Consider the following 18,312-nt stretch of genomic DNA (forward strand, 5'->3'; position numbering starts at 1 on the left):
CCGTCGTCGCCTTGGTGGGCCGTTACCCCGCCAACAAGCTGATAGGCCGCGGGCCCATCTCGCACCGATAAATCTTTCCACCCACCAGCATGCACCGGAAGGTCATATCCGGTATTAGACCCAGTTTCCCAGGCTTATCCCGAAGTGCGAGGCAGATCACCCACGTGTTACTCACCCGTTCGCCGCTCGTGTACCCGAAGGCCTTACCGCTCGACTTGCATGTGTTAAGCACGCCGCCAGCGTTCGTCCTGAGCCAGAATCAAACTCTCCGTTGAAGACTCTTAACCACACCCCGAAGGATGCAATCAGAAATATCTAAACTAGAGTCCGAAAACCTAGCAAAACAAAACGCCAGCAAAAAGATTTGCTGACTAAATGTCCGACCTCGTCAACCGGGGGGTATGAGAGGCCGGAACCAATTAAATAATTGGCACTGACATTCATCGACACACTATTGAGTTCTCAAAGAACACACGCACACACCACCTAGCGGGCTTGACCCGGTCGGTCGGTGAGGCAACTTTTCAAGCTTAGCGCAACCATGAACCCGAGGTGAAATCGGGGTACCGGTCTTGCCAGTGTGAGCGTCAGGCGCTCCTCGTCCTACCTCGTTTCCCAGGCTCTCCACTCAGCGTCTCCGCTGGGCTTCTTCGGCTCCGGGTCGGTGTCCGTGTCGCTCTGACCTGGAATAAGTTACGCGGCGGCGAACGCCACGTCAAATCGCCTGCGCAGCCCGAGAATTCGCAGGTCAAGCCCCCTGACATCGGTCGAGGATCGGCCCGGGTCGCCCGAATGTGACTCAGGCCACCCGAACTTCATCCGAACGCACTCGCCGAGCCCCCGTGCGGTCCCCGTCAGTTGGCCAGCGCGTGCTCTGCCCCGCGATGCAGCGGGACCGGATTCGTGTCCCGCGCGGTGTCGCGCACGATCCCCTTGGCGGCGGCGTTCGCCTGTTCCAGCTGAGGCTTGCGGTCGAAGAGGGCCTTGGTGAGGACACAGGCCACGTCGGCGTCCAGGTTGTCGCGGACCAGCAGCACGTTGGGCACGACGATGGACGGCACGTCTGCCGACAGTCCATAGGTGGCGGCCGGGATCGTGCCCAGCTCGTACACCGGGCTCAGGATCCGCATGCCCGCGAGCTGCTCGGTGGTGTCGAGGAAGCGGTACTTGTCCTTGGCCGAGGCGAACAGGTCGGCGATGCCCGGCGTCGGCAGGCCACCCGCGAAGAACAATGCGTCGAGCGAGCCGTCCTTCATACCGGCGACAGCTTTGGTGAGATCCAGCCGGTTCACCGCGATATCGCTGTCCGGATTCAGACCGCCTGCCCGCAGGATGCGCCGCGCCAACATCTCTGTGCCGGATTTCGCGGAGCCGGTCGAGACCCGCTTACCGCGCAGCTCGGCGATGGACCTGATGCCGGAGTCGGCCCGCACGACCACCTGGGTGTAGTTCGGGTAGAGCCGCGACAGTGCCTGCACCGGTTGCTTGTCTCCGTCGAAGGTGCCGATGCCGAGCACCGCGTCGGCGGCGGTATCGGTCTGTGCGAACGCCACCTGATACTTACCCGCCACCAGCTGCTGAATGTTCTGTACCGATGCCATGGTCTCCGCGGCCGTCGCCGAGACCTTCCCGTCGGTGGCCAGCGAGAGCTGATCGGCGTAGGCACTACCGAGCGTGGCGAACACGCCGGTCGCGTTGCCGGTGGCGATGCCGAGCTTGGTCGCGTGGGTCACTTCGCAGGTGACCGGAGCGCCCGAGTCGGTGAGCGACTCGTCTCGACTCTTCCCACACCCCGCGACAAATCCGGCCGACACCGCGACCACGGTGACCACGATCGCCACTCTTCTCATCTCGTCCTCCCTGGCGCGAGCCGGCCGACCGCAACGGCCGCGGTGTTCGACAAGGCGTGACGATAGCAACGCGACACCCTCGGCTAATGAAAAACGTTGGTATACACGTCAGCCCGGGCTTATGTCCTGCGGATTCCTTGCCGCGCGAAGGAGTTTGGCACCGACCTCGTGCAGCATGCGCCGCATCTCGGGTGGTTCCTTGACCTCGAACTCCACGTCGAGGTGGGCGATGCGGACGGCGGTCCATTCGAGGGAGTCGGCGCTGGTGCGGATCAGGCAGCTGTGCTCGTCGATCGGCTCGACCTCTTCCGGTCGGACCCGGAAGGTTTCGGCCAGCTGTTCGGCCGAGGTGTGCACGAGGAAGACCACGTTGCGCGTCGGCCGGGAGTGGGCCAGCTGGCTGGTGACGAACGCCGCTGCGTCGTCGCCGGGCAATTCCCTTGGTGCGCAACGCACTCCGGTCGGAAACGGGGCGTCGATCCGATCGAGGCGAAACGTCCGCCAATCGGCTCGGTCGATGTCCCAGGCGACCAGGTACCAGCGGCGGCCCGCCGACACGAGGCTGTGCGGCTCGGCAAATCGCTTGCTCTCCGCGTCGGTCTTGTCTCGATAGCGGAAGCGGATTCGCTCGGCGTCACGGGCAGCCGCGGCCAACACGACCAGGGTTTCCGGGTCGACGCGCGGTCCGGCGGCGGGGCCGCCCAGCGAGACGGTCGCCGAATCGATCGCGTCCACCCGTCCGCGCAGTCGCGACGGCAGCACCTGCTGGAGTTTGACCAGTGCGCGGGCGGCCGACTCCTCGATGCCCGCCACCGAACCTTGGGCGGCGCTGCGCAAGCCGAGCGTGATCGCCACCGCCTCCTCGTCGTCGAGCAGCAGTGGCGGCAGGTCGGTGCCCGCTTCCAGCCGGTAGCCGCCGACCGAGCCGAGGCTGGCGTGCACGGGATATTCCAGCTCGCGCAGCCGTTCGATATCGCGGCGCACGGTCCGCACGGTGACGCCGAGACGGTCGGCCAGTTCGGGACCGGTCCATTCGCGGCGGGTCTGCAGGAGCGACAGCAGTTGGAGTAGTCGCGCGGCGGTCTCGGTCACTGTTTCAGTATGGCGCGGAATGAGGACGGATCCTGACCTCATTGCCGCATAGCGTGGTTGTTGTGAACGCAGAGCGAGACACCATTCAGATCGTCGGAGCCCGCGAGAACAACCTGCGCAACATCTCGCTGGAGATCCCGAAGGGCAAGATCGTGGTCTTCACGGGGGTGTCCGGGTCGGGCAAGTCATCGATCGTTTTCGGCACCGTCGCGGTCGAGTCGCAGCGCCAGCTCAACGAGACCTACACCTGGTTCATCCGCAACCGGCTACCGAAGTACGAGCGCCCCGAGGCCGACGCGATCGACAACCTGGCGCCCGCGGTGGTCGTCGATCAGCGTCCGATCGGCGGCAACTCGCGGTCGACCGTCGGCACCATGACCGACATCCAGTCGATCATCCGGGTGCTGTTCTCCCGGCACAGCGAGCCGAGTGCCGGTGAGGCGACCAGTTATTCGTTCAACGACCCGCTCGGGATGTGCCCGGAATGCGGTGGGCTCGGCCACGTGGTGCGGCCGGACCTGGACAAGCTGCTCGATACCGGCAAGTCGCTCAACGAGGGCGCGATCACGTTCGCGCCGTTCGCCATCGGCACGTTTCAGTGGCAGTTGTACGCCCAGTCCGGGCTTTTCGATCCGGACAAGCCGTTGCGCGACTTCAGCGCGGACGACTGGCAGCTGTTCCTGCGCGGCAACGGCTTTCGGGTGCCGCGGCCGAACAAGACCGGGGGCGTGGGCAGCAACGCCTATGAGGGCCTGCTCGAACGGCTCGATCGCCTCTACATCAAACGCGACCTCGACTCGCTGTCGGAAAAGAACCGGGCGGCGGCGCGGGAGGTGGTCACCGAGGAGATCTGCCCGGCCTGCGGCGGTGCGCGGTTGAGCGCGGCCGCGCTGGCCAGCCGGATCGCCGGGCTCGGCATCGCCGACTACGGCAGGTTCGAGGTATCGGATCTGATCGAGGTGCTCGGCGCGATCGACGATCCGATGGCCGAGGTCATCGCGCGAGCCGCGATCGCGCGACTGCGGCGGATCGAGGAGGTCGGTCTCGGCTATCTCTCGCTGGACCGGGAGACCTCGTCGCTGTCCGGTGGTGAGGCGCAGCGACTCAAAGTCGTCCGGCACCTGGGGTCGAGCCTCACCGGCATGACCTACATCTTCGACGAACCGAGCGTCGGCATGCACCCGCGCGACGTCGGCCGGCTGAACAGCCTGCTGATCCAGTTGCGCGACAAGGGAAATACGGTGCTGGTGGTCGAGCACTCCCCCGACGTCATCGCGATCGCCGATCAGGTGGTGGACATGGGCCCCGGTGCGGGCGGGCACGGCGGGCAGGTCGAGTTCCAGGGCACGGTCGAGAAGCTGCGTGTCTCGGGCACTTTGACCGGCGAGCTGCTGCGCCGGGTGCAGCCGATCAAACACCCGACGCGGACGCCGACCGGATGGCTCACCGTCACCGAGGTCGCGCTGCACAACTTGAAGAACGTCACCGCGCGGTTCCCGACCGGTGTCCTCACCGCGATCACCGGTGTGGCCGGTTCGGGCAAGAGCACGCTGGTCTCCGGCGCGTTTCTGGCGGCGCACCCGGACGCGATCGCGGTGAGCCAGGCGGCGATCCACGCGTCGCGGCGCTCCAGCCCCGCCACCTACATCGGCATCATGGATCCGCTGCGGCAGTTGTTCGCCAAGGAACACGGCGTGAAGCCGGGCCTGTTCAGCTTCAACTCCGAGGGCGCCTGCCTCGAATGCGGTGGCGCGGGAGTCATTTTCACCGATCTCGCCTACATGGATCCGATAACCACCGTATGCCAGACCTGCCACGGCAGGCGATTCCGGCCGGAGGTGCTCCCCTACACCGTGCGCGGCGTATCCATCGCCGACGTGCTGGACATGACCGCCGAGCAGGCCCTCGACTTCTGGGACGGACACGCAGGCAACAAGATTCACACGCCGCTGCGTTCGTTGAACGAGGTCGGCCTCGGGTATCTCACGCTGGGCCGCGCACTCAGCTCACTGTCCGGCGGTGAACGTCAGCGGATCAAGCTGGCCGACCACCTACATCGCAGCGGTGGCATCTACGTTCTCGACGAGCCGACCACCGGCCTGCACATGGCCGACGTCGACACGCTGATGGCGCTGCTGGATCGCCTGGTCGACGCGGGCAACACGGTGATCGTCATCGAACATGACCTGGACGTGGTCAAACGCGCGGACTGGGTCATCGACCTCGGGCCGGACGGCGGCAAGCACGGCGGCGAGATCGTGTTCACCGGAACGCCCGCAGCACTGCTCGCGGACGAGAACTCGATCACCGCCGACTACCTGCGGCGCAGCATGGCCGACGCGGCATAACAGGGCGCCTCAGGGCTGCGCCGCTGAGTACGCAACGAGTTCGCCTCGGCAGTAAACGAGTTCGCCACGGCAGTAAAAGTGTTGCCGGGCTCGTGCTTTCGTGTTTCGCTGGCTGCTTCGTTGCCCGTCCCGGCGAGAGGAGCAGGTCGAGTGCTGACTTCGGACACATCCGCCGCGGACGTGCGGTCGGCGCTGTGTTCGGTCCGGTTGACGTTCTTTCTCAGCGGGGCGCTGTTCGCGACATGGGTTGCCCGCACGCCGACCATCAAAGCCGAATTCGGCCTCGACGCCGCCGGGCTGGCAACAGCGTTCGCGGGCATGAACTTCGGGGCGGTACTCGGGCTGCAGCTCGGCAAGTTCGTGACGCTGCGGTTCGGCAGTCGCGCCACGCTGCGGGTAGCGATGCCATTGTTCGCGCTCTGCCTGCCCGGGCTGCTGGTCGGCGGGAATCTGGCCGGTCTGACCGCGGCGGCGTTCATTTTCGCGGTGCTCAACAGCGTGGTCGATGTCTCGATGAACGCGCACGGCGTCGCGGTGGAGAAGGCGAGTGGCCGGCCGCTGCTGTCCGGCATTCACGCCTGTTTCAGCTTGGGCATGATCGGTGGTTCGATGGCCGGCGCGGCGGCCGAGCGCGCACACGTGGCACTGGCGGCCCACTTCCTCGGGATCAGCGCGCTCGTTGTGCTGGTGGCCGTGCTCGGTGCGCGCGGGATGCTGCCGTCATCCACCGACCGCACGGTGCGTGGCGCGGCGGTCCCGCGCGGCGGGGCACGGTGGCCGGGCAGGTTGCTCGTCCTCGGTCTGCTGGCGTTCTGCGTGGCGATGGCCGAGGGCGCGGCCAACGATTGGACCGCCGTCTACTTGCACGACGAGACGGCCGCGAGTACCACCGTGGCGGCGCTCGGGTTCGCGCTGTTCGCCGGGTCGATGACCGCGGGCCGGCTGATCGGCGACCGGCTCGTCGTCTGGTTCGGTCCGGTGCGGCCGTTCCTGCTCGGCACGCTCGCCGCCGGGCTCGGCCTCGGCGCGGCGTTGCTGATCGGGGGCACGATCCCGGCATTGCTCGGCGTCGCGGTGTTCGGTTTCGGCATCTCGTTCACGCTGCCCCTTGCTTTCGCCGCGAGCGGCAGCGTTGCCGATGTGCCTGCGGCCCGCGCGATCGCCAACGTCTCCTTCATCGGATATCTGGGGTTCTTCACCGGGCCGGTGCTGATCGGCTTTGTCGCCCAAAGCCACGGTCTCACTGTCGGACTCGCGGTGCCGGTGTTGTTCGTCCTGCTGGCGGCCGCCGGGTCGGGCGCGCTACGACCACGGCCATGAACCGGCTACGGTGCGATACCCGAAGCGCATCAGTGCGGGTGATCGGCGGCGGTGCGGGGGCCATGGCGAGGATGATGGGGGTATGGCGATGCGCGATGTGGTGTGTGCTGGCGCCTTTGTCCGGATCTACGACCCGGGGGCAGGTGAACCCGAGCCGTGGTACATCAACGATCACACGATCGTCCGGGACACGGACGGGCGGTGGCATCTGTTCGGGATCACGCATCCGGAGCCCGCGAATCCGTTCGAGGAGGTCGAGTTCGCGCATGCGACGGCGGATGAGCTGCTCGGGCCGTGGACCAAGCAGCCGCCGGCGCTCGAGGTCGACCCGGATTACGGGGAGACGCATCTGTGGGCGCCGTTCGTGATCGCGGCGCACGGACGGTACTACATGTTCTATGCCGGTGGCGGCGAGGATCGGACCGCGGTCGAGATCAACTTGGCCACCTCGACCGACATGTTCGCTTGGGAGCGTAGACGTTCCGGGCCGCTGTTCACCGACGGCTACGACGCGCGCGATCCGATGGTGGCGCGGGTCGGCGATCAGTGGGTGATGTATTACTGCGCGACAAGCGACCCGGCGGGCGGCAATCACGTGGTGGCCTACCGGACCAGCACCGATCTCGTGCATTGGGGCGACCGGCACATCGCTTACACCGACCCGACCGTCGGTACCGAGGCGGGAAATACCGAGTCGCCGTTCGTCGTTCAGCAGGACGGCTGGTGGTATCTGTTCATCGGTCCGCGTCCGGATTACGTCGGCACCGATGTGTTCCGCAGCGACAACCCGTTCTGCTTCCGTATCGGCGACAAGGTCGGCCACATCGCCTCGCACGCGGCCGAATTGGTGTACGACGACGTGCGCTGGTGGATCACCAGTGCCGGTTGGGGGCAGGGTGGGGTGTACCTCGCTACGCTCACCTTCCCGCCGCCTCGTGATCCCAATGCCGCGAAAGCTGTGCCGCGGTAGCCGATTCAGGCCGCCTGGTGGGCCTGCGACCGGCTGGCGGCCTGAATGGCGGCGATGATTTCGGCCGCCCATTCGGCCGGCTGGTCGTGGCCGAGCAATTCACTCAGGCAGAACAGCCGCTCCCGGCGTTGTCCGGCAGGGAGATTCAGCGCGCGATACAGCGTTTCGACCAGGTCGGTGGGTGAATTCGGCTCGGTCAGTAAGGCTCCGGCCGCCATCCGCTCGGCGGCGCCCGCATGCCGCGAGAGCACAAGCACACCGCACCGGCCAACGGCGGCCTGGGCGGCGACGAACTCCTTCGCGGTCAGGTTCATCCCGTCCTGCAGTGAGGTCACCCAGAAAACGTCCGCGTCGAGGTAGTGGTCGATAACCTCGGGGAAGCTCAGGGACTCCGGAATGTACTCGATGGGTCGCCACGCACCGAATCCCCAAGCGCGATTGACCTCTTCGATACGACGCTCGAGCAACTTCCCAGTCTCGTCGTAGGCGGTGATGCCGGGCTCCGGTCGCGGGCAGACGAGCCGGAATCGCAGCGCACCACGCAGCTCGGGATGGCGGACGAGCAGTTCCGCGATGGCGTCGACCTTCTGCACGGGTGCTTTGATGTAGTCCAGGCGTTCTACCGAAAGCACAACGGGCCCAACAGTTTTTCGTCGGCCGAGGGGACGGGTACGAGCCAGCTCCGCGATGGCGGCACGGTCGACCCCCAGCGGATGCACGCCGACCAGGGGCGGCCGAACCAGGCCGGTCAGCGACCCGAGGAAATGCTCGGCGAAGACCTCGGTGTGGAAACCCACCCAGTCCAGTCCGCTGAGCGAGGCGCGGATCTCGGCGGCGGGCGGCAGGGCCGCGAATACCTCCGGCTCCGGAAACGGCGTGTGATGGAACAGGCCGATCCGCAGGTCGGGCCGCGTCTCGCGCAGCCGGCCGGGCACGAGCCACAGGTTGTAGTCGTGCAGCCACACCGTCGCTCCTGGCGCGGCCCGGACGCTGATGTGGTCGGCGAAGCGGGTGTTCACCGCGCGATACGCGGCCCAGGCGGCAGGGTCGAAGCGCAGTCGGTGCGGCTGCGACATCAGGACCGGCCATAACGTTTCTTTGCAGGCCCGATGGAAGTATCCGCGCCACTCGGCCGAGGTCAGCGGCAGGAAGGCGAGTGGCAGGCCGGTGTCGTGATCGTCGAGGTGTGCGGCGGATTCGTCGCGTTCGATCACGACCCCTGCCGCCCATACCGCCCGCAGATCTCCGGCGAACACGCTGTTCAGCGTCGGCAGAATGCCGTTGGGGCTCGACGGGGTGCGCCAGCCGTCCGGAGTCCAGGTGACCGGGGCGCGGTGGTATCCGACGACGAGTGGGTAGTCGGGTTCGACCCAGCCGAGATCCCGCAGGGCCGCGAGAATGCCTGCGGCGCCGGGCAGATCAGGCCGATGCGCCGCCTGCGCCACGGGAACCGCCGTCAGCAGGTCACGTTCGGCGTTGCCGACGAGCACGCCGTGCGCGCCGCGACCGAACATCGAACGGTCGTTGCCGGAATCTCCGGCGACCAGTACCGCATCCAGCGACCAGCCCTGTTCTTCGGCCAAGAGGACCAGCGCGTTCCCCTTGTTCGCGTGCGCGGGCAGTACGTCGAAGTAGGTGTTGCCGGAGTACTGCCACGAGCAGCCCAGCCGCACAACGGTATCGATCAGTTCCGGGGTGAGGCCCGCGGGCGGCAGGTGGAACGAGCAGCGGCCGTCCTGAGCTACCTCGGCCTGATAGATCAGCGCCGGAAACTGCTGCAAGGCCGCGCGAACCCGCTCGGTGCCGGGCCAGCCCGCGCGCAGACGCGCTTGCGGCGCCGCGACGGGAGTCAGATCCGCGCCGTCGATGATGCTCGCCCCGACATCCGCGATGATCCAGCGTGGCTGTGGCACAAGCGGATCGCGCAGCACCTCGCGGATCGACTCGATCCCGCGACCGGTCGCGAACACCACCGTCACCTCGGGATGCCGAATCAGCGTGTCCCGCAGTCGCCGCCGATCGGCGGTGGTGCCGCCGAGCAGGGTGCCGTCCAGGTCGGTGACCAGGATTTTGCCTGGACCGACGCCACGGGCAGCCACGCCGCAACATCGATGGCCGGATGAACAGGCTTCCGGCTCAACGGATTTGGAACCCTCGCCGGTTGCCATCTGCGCAACGATAGCAGGAACACATCATGGATTCGGGCGGAACTTTCAGACCTGACGCGCGGCAGGCACCCGGGCCAGCCACCGCGGCAGTTCCGTCAAGCTCGGTGCGGCACTGGATCCGAGGGCCGAGGTCGCGGCGGCGCCGCAGGCCACCGCGGTGGCCAGGCAGTCGGGCAGCGGCTGGCCGGCCAGGTGCGCGTGCAGGAATCCCGCGTTGAAACAGTCCCCCGCGGCGGTGGTGTCGACCACATCGACAGCCACCGCACCGATCTCGCACCGTCGGCCGTCCTGAATCGCGATCGCTCCCCAGCCGCCCCGCTTGACGAGCAGCGTATCCACCAGCGCCGCAAGGGTATCGATAGCCGAATCGAGCGTCGGCGCGCGGGTCAGCCGCAGTGCTTCCTCGGCATTGGGCGCGAAAATATCCACCTGGGCCAGGATCTCGCGCACCGTCGGCGTATCGAGGGTGCACGGGACGTCCTGGCAATCCATGAACACTGTGGTCCCGACCTCATGCGCGACCCGCAGGGCAGCATGCACGGCCGCGCCATAATGCAGCTGCGGCAGAATCAGCAGTTCGGCCTGGTGTTCGCGCAGCAGCATCGCGAGCGGATAGGGCACGACCGGATCCTGATAACTCACCATCGCGCGGTCCTCCCGCGACGACAACGATGCCGTGATGCTGCGGACCGGCACCGTGTGCAGCCGAAAGCCGGTGTCGTCGAGTCCTTCCGCGCGGGTCGCCGCCAGCACCTGCTCACTGAACAGATCGGTGCCGAAGTCGGTCGACCACACCACGTCGTGGCCGAGCCTGCGCATGGCCATCGCCGGGGTGTACGCCCCGCCGGGCAGTATCTCGAAGCCACGGGCAAATACCTCGGTACCGGGCCGAACGGGCCGCGACAGGCCGTGAAAGACCAGATCGGCGTAGTAGGCGCCGACGACCAGCACCTCGGCACGGCGCTGCCGACCGTACGATGAGGCCGCATCGACCCGCCCCGCCGGGTCCGTTTCCATCCCGCGACAGTAGCAAACCGCAAGCCACCGACCGGGGTGGTCGCGCGATTTGCCGAATCCGCCCAAACGTTCTGTTCTGCCTGGTATTTCTTGAATTGAATCGTGTATCCGACCACCCACCCGCGCGGAGGGACCGGCATGGCCCGTATCGGTGTAATCAGCATGTCCGACGGTCGCGACTATGTGCACGCGGGCATCTCGGACTTCATTCGAACGACCGAGGATCACTTGGTCGCGGCGCTGACCCAGGCCGGGCACGAGGTGGTCCGCGGCACGGCACCGATCAGCGACAACGCGCTGGCGAGTTCGGTGGCGCGGGCGGTGGCCGCCGCCGAGGTCGATCTGACCGTATTCCATTACGCGGTCTGGGCTTTCCCGCATTTCACCATGCTGGCCGCGGGCGCCACGCCCGGTCCGCTACTGCTGCTGTCGAATATCGATCCGGTGCAGCCCGGCATGGTCGGCATGCTGGCGGCGGGCGGCGCGCTGGATCAGATCGGGCGCGACCATGCCCGTTTGTGGGGTGACCCGGCCGATTCCGCGCTCATCGAGGCGATCGGCGTGCGGGCAAGTGCCGCCGCGGCGGTGGCGAGCCTGCGCGGCAGCACCTTCGGGCGGTTCGGCGGCCGGCCGATGGGAATGAACACGGCGGTCGCCAATACCGATCAGTGGCAACGGATCTTCGGCATCGACGTCGAGGAGATCGATCAGTGGGAGATCGTGCGGCGAGCCGAACTGGCCGACGCGAGCGAGGCGAAGGCGGCCCGTGAATGGCTGGAACGCCATGCCGCGGGCGTGCATTACGACGGCGCGAAGCTGACGCCGGAGATCCTGGAGCGCCAGATTCGCTCGTACCTGGCGGTGCGGGAGCTGATCGCCGAATGGCGGCTCGATTTTTCGGGCATCAAGGGGCAACCGGAACTCACCCAGTACTTCGCCACGATGGACATCACCGAGGCGTTCCTCAACGATCCCTACGACTGGAACGGGCCGAAGGATACGCACGTGTGCGCCACCGAGGCGGACATGGACGGCGCGCTCACCATGCAGCTGCTCAAGCAGATCGCGGGCACCCCGGTGCTTTTCGCCGATGTGCGGCACTACCACGCTGACCGCGACATCTGGGACCTGTGCAATTCCGGCCAGCACGCGACGTGGTTCGCCGCGCGCAGCGCGGACCCGGCCGAGAATCTCGCCAAGGTGCATCTGTATCCGGAGGTGTTCTTCTTCCCGGCCGGTGGCGCCTCGGTGCACCATCTGGCCGCGCCCGGCGGCATGACGCTGGCCCGCCTCACCCGCAAGAACGGCGACTATCGAATGCAGTTGATGCTCGGCGACTTCGAGACCTACGACGAGCAGACCAACGAAGCGCTGATGAAGCAGTCGACCTGGGAGTGGCCGCACGCGTTCGCCCGGCTGGATGCGCGCGCCGAGGACTTCCTGTCCCGCTTCGGCGCCAACCACATTCACGCGGTGCCGGGTGATCATCGGGCGTCCGTGCGGGCGGCGTGTGAGCTGCTCGGGGTCACCCTGGACGAGTTCGTCCGGTGACGAGGTTCCTCGGCGTCGACATCGGTACCTCGAGCTCCAAGGGCGTGCTGACCGACGAGAACGGCACCATCCTCGCTAGATCCGAACGCGCGCACGGTGTTTCGACGCCCCACCCGGGCTGGTTCGAGCACGATGCGGAGCAGGTGTGGTGGGCCGACTTCGTCGCGATCATCCGCGACCTCGTCGACGCGGCGGACGGTGCGGCCCTCGACGGACTTGCCGTCTCCGGCATCGGCCCGTGCCTGCTCCCCGCCGACGCGACCGGCCGGCCGCTGCGGCCCGCGATCCTCTACGGCGTGGATACCAGGGCGACCGCTGAAATCGCCGAACTCAACGCGGAATTCGGCGCGGAAGCCGTGCTCGAACGCGCCGGATCCCCGCTCACCAGTCAGGCCGTCGGACCGAAGCTGCGCTGGCTGGCCCGCCACGAACCACAGGTCGCCGCCGAGACCAGCATGCTGCTGATGGCGAGTTCCTTTCTGGTGCACCGGCTCACCGGCCGATACGTGCTCGATCATCAATCGGCCAGCCAGTGCGTGCCGATGTACGACCTGCTGCGCCGCGAATGGGCCACCGACTGGGCCGAACTCGTGGCGCCCGGCCTGCGGCTGCCGGAACTCGCGTGGCCGACCGAGGTGATCGGCCGGGTCTCCGCCGAGGCCGCCGCGAGTACCGGTCTGCCCGTTGGTCTTCCGGTGACCACCGGCACCATCGACGCGTGGGCCGAGGCCGCCAGCGTCGGCGTTCGCGCGCCCGGTGACGCGATGGTCATGTACGGCACCACCATGTTCCTGGTGCAGGTGCTGACCGATCCACGGCCACACCCCGGACTGTGGGGCACCTGCGGAACTTGGCCCGGCACATACACTCTCGCGGCGGGTATGGCCACCTCGGGCGCGGTGACCGACTGGCTGCGCAACCTTGTCGGCGGCGAGTTCGCCGATCTCGTCACGGAGGCCGCGCAGGTACCGGCAGGCAGCCGCGGATTGCTGGTGCTGCCCTATTTCGCCGGTGAACGCACGCCGCTGTTCGATCCGGATGCCCGAGGCATCGTCGCGGGCCTGACCCTCGGACACGGCCGCGCCGAGCTCTATCGGGCGGTATTGGAAGGCATCGCCTACGGTGTGCGGCACAATCTGGCGGCGATGACGGAGGCCGGTGGGCAGGCCGGGCGGCTGGTCGCGGTCGGCGGCGGCACCAAGGGCGGGCTGTGGACGCAGATCGTCTCCGATGTGACCGGCCTGCCCCAGCAATTGCCCGCCGAGACGATCGGCGCGTGCCTCGGCGACGCACTACTGGCGGCGGAGGCGGCGGGGTTCCACACCGCGGAATGGAATCCGGTGGTCGCCACCGTCGAGCCGTATCCTGAACGCACCGGAGAATACGACGCGTACTACCGGCATTACCGCGAACTGTACGAATGCAGTACTGCTATTACCCATTTCCTCGCGAGCGAACAACACCGCAAGGGGGTGTTTTCCTGAACCTCGCCCGCCGTGCGAGGATGCAGGGTTGCTCTGTCGGACCCAATACGAGGATCTCATGCCCACTCTCCCCCTGACCCCGCAGAATTTCGAGTCGGTCATCACCCGGAACCCCATCGTGCTCGTCGACTGGTGGGCCGACTGGTGCGGTTGGTGTACTCGATTCGCGCCGGTTTTCGAGTCGTCGGCAGAACGGCACCGCGACGTCGTGCACGCCACCGTCGACGCAGTGGCCGAAGAAGAGATGAAGAACGCGGCGGAGGTCACCGCGTACCCGACGATCATGGCCTATCGCGAAGGCCTGCTGGTCTACAACGAGGCGGGCTACCTCGACGCCGAATCGCTCGAAGAACTCGTCCAGAACATCAAATGGCTGGACATGGAAAAGATCCGCCGCGAATTCGCCGAACAGCACGGCACCCCGGTCGATCCGTACGGCGCGGTCACCCCCGCGGTACCGGGCGGGAATTCGCGCATGGCGGGACTCGCACCGACCCCTAGTAGATATGGCTGGCCCGGCCTGTAACCAACCCTGGAGGCGCCCGATGGAACTATGGCAGCTCGACAACACGCGCACGCGGTCGATCAGCGCCGAGAACCCGACGGGCGCCCCCGGCCAGGGCGGTCGCGCGACCACCGGCACCGGCGCGCACGCCGCCCGGTTCCTCGGTGTCGGCTGGAAGGTGTCCCCGTCGATCCTGCTGGACGACGGTCAAACCGCCACGCTGGCAGACATTTCCGGCCCCGGCGTGGTGCGCCACCTCTGGCTGACCACCGATCGCGGTGCGCTGCACGACATCATCCTGCGGATGTACTGGGACGACGCCGCCGAGCCCGCGATCGAGTTGCCGGTCGGATACTTCTTCTGCAACGGCTGGGGCGAACTGGCGCTGGTCAGCTCGGAAATGGTCGTCGTCGGCCCGGCGGGCGGCTTGAACAGCTACTGGCCCATGCCGTTTCGCGAACACGCCACGATCACCCTGGAAAACCGCTCCGGCCGTACGGTTCCGGTGTACTACCAGGTCACCTACACCGAAGAGGAGGTACCGGCGACCGCCGGATACCTGCACACCCAATGGTCACGCCGGAATCCGCTGGGCCACCCCGCCATTCACACGGTGCTGGATACGGTGCCCGGCCCGGGTCGTTATGTCGGCACCTTCCTCGCAATGCAGCCCAACGCCCCCGGCTGGTGGGGTGAGGGCGAGTTCAAGTTCTATCTCGACGGCGACACCGACTTCCCCACGCTGTGCGGTACCGGTACCGAGGACTACTTCGGCGGCGCTTGGAATTTCGACATCGACGGCGCCTACCGCATGTACTCCGCGCCGTACGTCGGGCTCGTCCAGGTGCTGCCGCCGGACGAGATCTACCAGCAGGACCAGCAATTCGGCATGTACCGCTGGCATGCGCGCGACCCGATCTGCTTCGACTGCGACCTGCGCGTCACCGTGCAGGCACTCGGCTGGCAGGGGGATGCCTATCTGCCGCTGGAGAACGCGGACATCGCCAGCACCGCGTGGTGGTATCAGACGTCACGGTGATTCGCCGGGCTCCGCGGACAGCTCGTCGATGTCCATCGCCAGCAGCTCGTCGGCGCGGGCCAGCGCGTCGTCCATGGTGGCCTGGATGCCGTCCAGCACCGACACGCCGCCGAGCAGATCCTCGAAATCGCGGAGCACGGACTGCACCTCCGCGACCGCAGGGTCGACCCGATACCAGGCGACGGCGTCGTGCCACCACGGGTCTTCGTCCACCCACGCCCACATGACGTCACGGACCAGGCGGGCGTCGGAGGTGTACATCTGGAACTGTTCGCCCGACCCGGCGGCGCGATGTTCGATCTCGTAGACGCCGTCGGGGAGCAACCGGGTCTGGATGTACTCCTGGTCGCCGCGGTTGATCACGATGAACGGGCACTCCGGGTCGGGTGGCTCGTCGAGCAGCGCGGTGAGCAAGTCATCGGTCAACTCCGGCACCGGTGTTCCGTCACCGGTCCGGACGTGCACGTCGGCAGGTCGGTCCGGATCGTCAGTCACCGGGCCAGTGTGCCCGATCCGGTCTTCGAATACCCGAAATGCGTCGTGCGCGGACGCTTCGGGTGCAAGGTGGAGGGATGTGTGCGGCGACGGTGGCCGGGGTGGACAGTTCCACCCAGTCCTGCAAAGTGGTGGTGTGCGATGCGGACACCGGCGAGATCCTGCACCAGGCGAACGCACCGCATCCGAACGGCACCGAGGTGTCACCGGAGGCGTGGTGGGACGCGTTGTGCACGGCGGGGGCAGGTTTGCTCGAACAGGTCGACGCGATCGCGGTGGCCGGACAGCAGCACGGCTTGGTCGCGCTCGACGCCGAGGGGCGGCCGGTGCGCGATGCGCTGCTCTGGAACGACGTGCGTTCCGCGGCGGCCGCCGACGAGCTGATCCGGGAACTCGGCGGACCGCAGGCGTGGGCCGATGCCGTCGGCAGCGTTCCGCTTGCCGCCTTCACGGTGACCAAGCTGCGCTGGCTGGCCGATCATGAACCGGAACTCGCCGACCGTACCGCGCGGATCATGTTGCCGCACGACTACCTGACCTGGCGATTGCGCGGGGGCGGAGCGGCCGAATCGACCACCGATCGCGGCGATGCCTCGGGCACCGGTTACTGGTCACCGGCCGACTGCGAGTATCGCAAAGACCTACTCGCCCTTGGCTTTCGCAGCCGAACGCCCGAGGTACCCAGGGTACTCGGTCCCGCCGAGGCCGCCGGGTGCACTCCGGGCGGTGTGCTCGTCGCGGCGGGGACCGGCGACAATGCCGGTGCCGCACTGGGTCTCGGGCTCGGCGATGGTGACGTGGTGGTGTCGCTCGGCACCAGCGGCACCGTCTTCGCTCGTTCCGCCGTGCCGAGTGCCGATGCCAGCGGTGCGGTCGCCGGATTCGCCGATGCGACCGGGGCATTCCTGCCGCTGGTGTGCACCCTCAACGCCGCGCGGGTCCTCGAATATGCCGCCGCCCTGCTCGGCGTCGACCTGGCCACGCTCGAATCGCTTGCCGCGCAGGCGCCTCCCGGCGCCGACGGCCTGGTCCTGCTCCCCTACCTGTCCGGCGAACGTACACCGAACCTGCCGCATGCCACCGGCAGTCTGCACGGATTGCGTCCGGAGACCATGCGTCCCAGCCACATTGCCCGGGCCGCCTTCGAGGGCATGCTGTGCAATATGGCCGAGGCGCTCGATCATCTCCGTGCGCGGGGCACCGGTGTGCGCCGAATCCTGTTGATCGGCGGGGCCGCTCGCTCCGCCTTGGTCGCGGAGATCGCCGCGCAGATCTTCGGCGTGCCCGTCACGGTTCCGCAGCCGATCGAGTACGTCGCGGTCGGCGCGGCTCGCCAGGCTGCCTGGGCGCTCAGCGGTGCGGCGGAACCACCGAGTTGGCCCGCACAGACCGTCGCCGAGATCCCCGCCCCGGCCACCGATTCGACCGGTCAGCGCATCCGTTCCGCATACCAGCGAACACACGGTGACCGCTACGGCGCCAGCGCGGCGACGCCTGCTCCGGCACCACGGCGCCGCCGCCGGTGGCGAGGTCACGAGTGAAGGACTCGATCGCTACGACCGATCCGTGGCGGTAGCGGCGCCACTCACCCGACGACACTGTGGGCGAATTGCTCTAGCACGGACTGGTTCCCGTTGAACCTGTCCGCACCCGGCTTGGCTCCGGACGCCGTGTATTGCGCGAAAACGTACAACGACCAACCGGCGGGCAACGAGTCCGCCGATTCGCGGTAGTGCAAGATCCACAACGGGTTCGAGCCACCGAAGACGGTGGAGTCGGCGGTGCATTTCTTCCACCAATCGGTGGTGGTCGCGATGACCGGTCGCCGATGTGTCCGCGTGTCATATGTGTTGCTGAATTCCTTCACCCAACTGACCATGGCCTCGGGTGAAAGCCCATAGCAGTCCGGTTTCGGCTTCTTCGGGTTGTCTTGCAGGAGAACGGCTCCTGGCAGCGTTTTATCATCGCTGGCAGACCAGGCACCGCCATGGTCGACAAAGAAATTGGCTTGGTCCCGGCCGGGGCCCTCGTCGGGCGCGGCAACGTGGTACGCGCCGAGGAACAGGTCGGCCTTGGGCGCGCTGCCGAACAGACCGGCATAGGCCGAATTGGTGCCTGCTCTTCCCTGAGTTGCCTTGATATAGGCGAATGCCACGCCCTTGGCCTTGACGCCGGCCCAGTCGACAGTGGAATCCGACACGTCCATGCCGTCGACCGTACTGTCCGCGCCCGCCGTACTCGACGGCAACAGGCCGACCAGCGCAACGACACAACACGCTGTCACCGCAGAAGTGATCCTCGCCGACCTGACGCGCATGCACGATCCCCGTTCTCTGTGTTCCGCCGCTGCCGCGACGGCGAGTGCTGTCGCGGGTGGACCGAGAAGACCCACCGTCCTCGTATTCGTTTCTGCGGGCATCCTGGATGGACAGGCAATCGGCATATCGTCGCGTCCATCGGATGACCGCTCGCT

14 protein-coding genes and 1 rRNA gene are annotated in these 18,312 nt (G+C 67.1%); 8 read left to right on the forward strand and 7 right to left on the reverse strand.

Annotated features, from left to right (window positions below; translation table 11 throughout):
- The 3 genes from ACFWF1_RS05885 to ACFWF1_RS05895 form a co-directional block, all read right to left on the reverse strand.
- Nucleotides 1-275: ribosomal RNA gene (locus ACFWF1_RS05885) — 16S ribosomal RNA — on the reverse strand; the annotation flags it as partial.
- A 579-nt stretch (nt 276-854) separates the two neighbouring features.
- A complete protein-coding gene (locus ACFWF1_RS05890) occupies nt 855-1,850 on the reverse strand; it encodes a TAXI family TRAP transporter solute-binding subunit (protein ID WP_379285766.1) in 996 nt (331 codons plus the stop codon).
- Nucleotides 1,851-1,958: 108 nt separating this feature from the next.
- Nucleotides 1,959-2,942, reverse strand: a complete 984-nt coding sequence (locus ACFWF1_RS05895; RefSeq protein WP_379285768.1) for a helix-turn-helix transcriptional regulator — start codon at nt 2,940-2,942, stop codon at nt 1,959-1,961.
- 62 nt (nt 2,943-3,004) lie between these two features.
- On the opposite strand from ACFWF1_RS05895, the gene ACFWF1_RS05900 reads away from it, so the two are divergent.
- From ACFWF1_RS05900 to ACFWF1_RS05910, 3 genes are all read left to right on the forward strand, one after another.
- Nucleotides 3,005-5,290 carry an ATP-binding cassette domain-containing protein gene (locus tag ACFWF1_RS05900; protein ID WP_379285770.1) on the forward strand — a complete coding sequence of 762 codons (2,286 nt, stop codon included), beginning with the start codon at nt 3,005-3,007 and terminating at the stop codon, nt 5,288-5,290.
- Between the two features lie 150 nt (nt 5,291-5,440).
- On the forward strand, nt 5,441-6,610 hold the full coding sequence (locus tag ACFWF1_RS05905) for an MFS transporter (RefSeq protein ID WP_379285772.1): 1,170 nt from the start codon (nt 5,441-5,443) through the stop codon (nt 6,608-6,610).
- A gap of 82 nt (nt 6,611-6,692) precedes the next feature.
- The gene (locus tag ACFWF1_RS05910; RefSeq protein WP_379285774.1) at nt 6,693-7,580 is read left to right on the forward strand and encodes a family 43 glycosylhydrolase; all 888 of its coding nucleotides are present in this window, start codon (nt 6,693-6,695) and stop codon (nt 7,578-7,580) included.
- A 5-nt stretch (nt 7,581-7,585) separates the two neighbouring features.
- Here ACFWF1_RS05910 and ACFWF1_RS05915 read toward each other — a convergent pair whose 3' ends face one another.
- Together ACFWF1_RS05915 and ACFWF1_RS05920 are read right to left on the reverse strand one after the other, a co-directional pair.
- Nucleotides 7,586-9,679, reverse strand: a complete 2,094-nt coding sequence (locus tag ACFWF1_RS05915; protein ID WP_379285776.1) for an HAD-IIB family hydrolase — start codon at nt 9,677-9,679, stop codon at nt 7,586-7,588.
- A gap of 114 nt (nt 9,680-9,793) precedes the next feature.
- Nucleotides 9,794-10,765, reverse strand: a complete 972-nt coding sequence (locus tag ACFWF1_RS05920; protein WP_379285778.1) for a carbohydrate kinase family protein — start codon at nt 10,763-10,765, stop codon at nt 9,794-9,796.
- A 138-nt stretch (nt 10,766-10,903) separates the two neighbouring features.
- Here ACFWF1_RS05920 and ACFWF1_RS05925 point away from each other — a divergent pair, with 138 nt between their 5' ends.
- The 4 genes from ACFWF1_RS05925 to ACFWF1_RS05940 are packed head-to-tail and all read left to right on the forward strand — an operon-like array spanning nt 10,904 to nt 15,344.
- Nucleotides 10,904-12,316: an L-fucose/L-arabinose isomerase family protein gene (locus ACFWF1_RS05925; protein ID WP_379285780.1), complete on the forward strand. Its 1,413-nt coding sequence runs from the start codon at nt 10,904-10,906 to the stop codon at nt 12,314-12,316.
- Nucleotides 12,313-13,800 carry an FGGY-family carbohydrate kinase gene (locus ACFWF1_RS05930; RefSeq protein ID WP_379285782.1) on the forward strand — a complete coding sequence of 496 codons (1,488 nt, stop codon included), beginning with the start codon at nt 12,313-12,315 and terminating at the stop codon, nt 13,798-13,800. The genes ACFWF1_RS05925 and ACFWF1_RS05930 overlap by 4 nt, the downstream gene beginning before the upstream one ends.
- A 58-nt stretch (nt 13,801-13,858) precedes the next feature.
- Nucleotides 13,859-14,326, forward strand: a complete 468-nt coding sequence (locus ACFWF1_RS05935) for a thioredoxin family protein (RefSeq protein ID WP_379285784.1) — start codon at nt 13,859-13,861, stop codon at nt 14,324-14,326.
- A gap of 19 nt (nt 14,327-14,345) precedes the next feature.
- Nucleotides 14,346-15,344, forward strand: a complete 999-nt coding sequence (locus tag ACFWF1_RS05940) for a glycoside hydrolase family 172 protein (protein ID WP_379285786.1) — start codon at nt 14,346-14,348, stop codon at nt 15,342-15,344.
- Here the strand turns inward: ACFWF1_RS05940 and ACFWF1_RS05945 are convergent.
- A complete protein-coding gene (locus tag ACFWF1_RS05945; protein WP_379285788.1) occupies nt 15,336-15,839 on the reverse strand; it encodes a hypothetical protein in 504 nt (167 codons plus the stop codon). The two genes, ACFWF1_RS05940 and ACFWF1_RS05945, sit on opposite strands and share 9 nt — an antisense overlap.
- Nucleotides 15,840-15,916: 77 nt before the next feature.
- Between ACFWF1_RS05945 and xylB the strand changes: the two genes are divergently transcribed.
- Nucleotides 15,917-17,380: a xylulokinase gene (gene xylB, locus ACFWF1_RS05950; RefSeq protein ID WP_379285790.1), complete on the forward strand. Its 1,464-nt coding sequence runs from the start codon at nt 15,917-15,919 to the stop codon at nt 17,378-17,380.
- Between the two features lie 44 nt (nt 17,381-17,424).
- Here xylB and ACFWF1_RS05955 read toward each other — a convergent pair whose 3' ends face one another.
- Entirely contained in the window at nt 17,425-18,123 is a 699-nt protein-coding gene (locus ACFWF1_RS05955) for a GH25 family lysozyme (protein WP_379285792.1), read from the reverse strand.
- Nucleotides 18,124-18,312: the final 189 nt, after the last annotated feature.

It is taken from the genome of Nocardia sp. NPDC060255 (assembly GCF_042727395.1).
Lineage (GTDB): Bacteria > Actinomycetota > Actinomycetes > Mycobacteriales > Mycobacteriaceae > Nocardia.

Coding starts and splice junctions, on each gene's coding strand:
- ACFWF1_RS05890 (WP_379285766.1), bottom strand. CDS start 1,850: ATGAGAAGAGTGGCGATCGTGGTCACCGTGGTCGCGGTGTCGGCCGGA.
- ACFWF1_RS05910 (WP_379285774.1), top strand. CDS start 6,693: ATGGCGATGCGCGATGTGGTGTGTGCTGGCGCCTTTGTCCGGATCTAC.
- ACFWF1_RS05920 (WP_379285778.1), bottom strand. CDS start 10,765: ATGGAAACGGACCCGGCGGGGCGGGTCGATGCGGCCTCATCGTACGGT.
- ACFWF1_RS05925 (WP_379285780.1), top strand. CDS start 10,904: ATGGCCCGTATCGGTGTAATCAGCATGTCCGACGGTCGCGACTATGTG.
- ACFWF1_RS05935 (WP_379285784.1), top strand. CDS start 13,859: ATGCCCACTCTCCCCCTGACCCCGCAGAATTTCGAGTCGGTCATCACC.
- ACFWF1_RS05940 (WP_379285786.1), top strand. CDS start 14,346: ATGGAACTATGGCAGCTCGACAACACGCGCACGCGGTCGATCAGCGCC.
- xylB (WP_379285790.1), top strand. CDS start 15,917: ATGTGTGCGGCGACGGTGGCCGGGGTGGACAGTTCCACCCAGTCCTGC.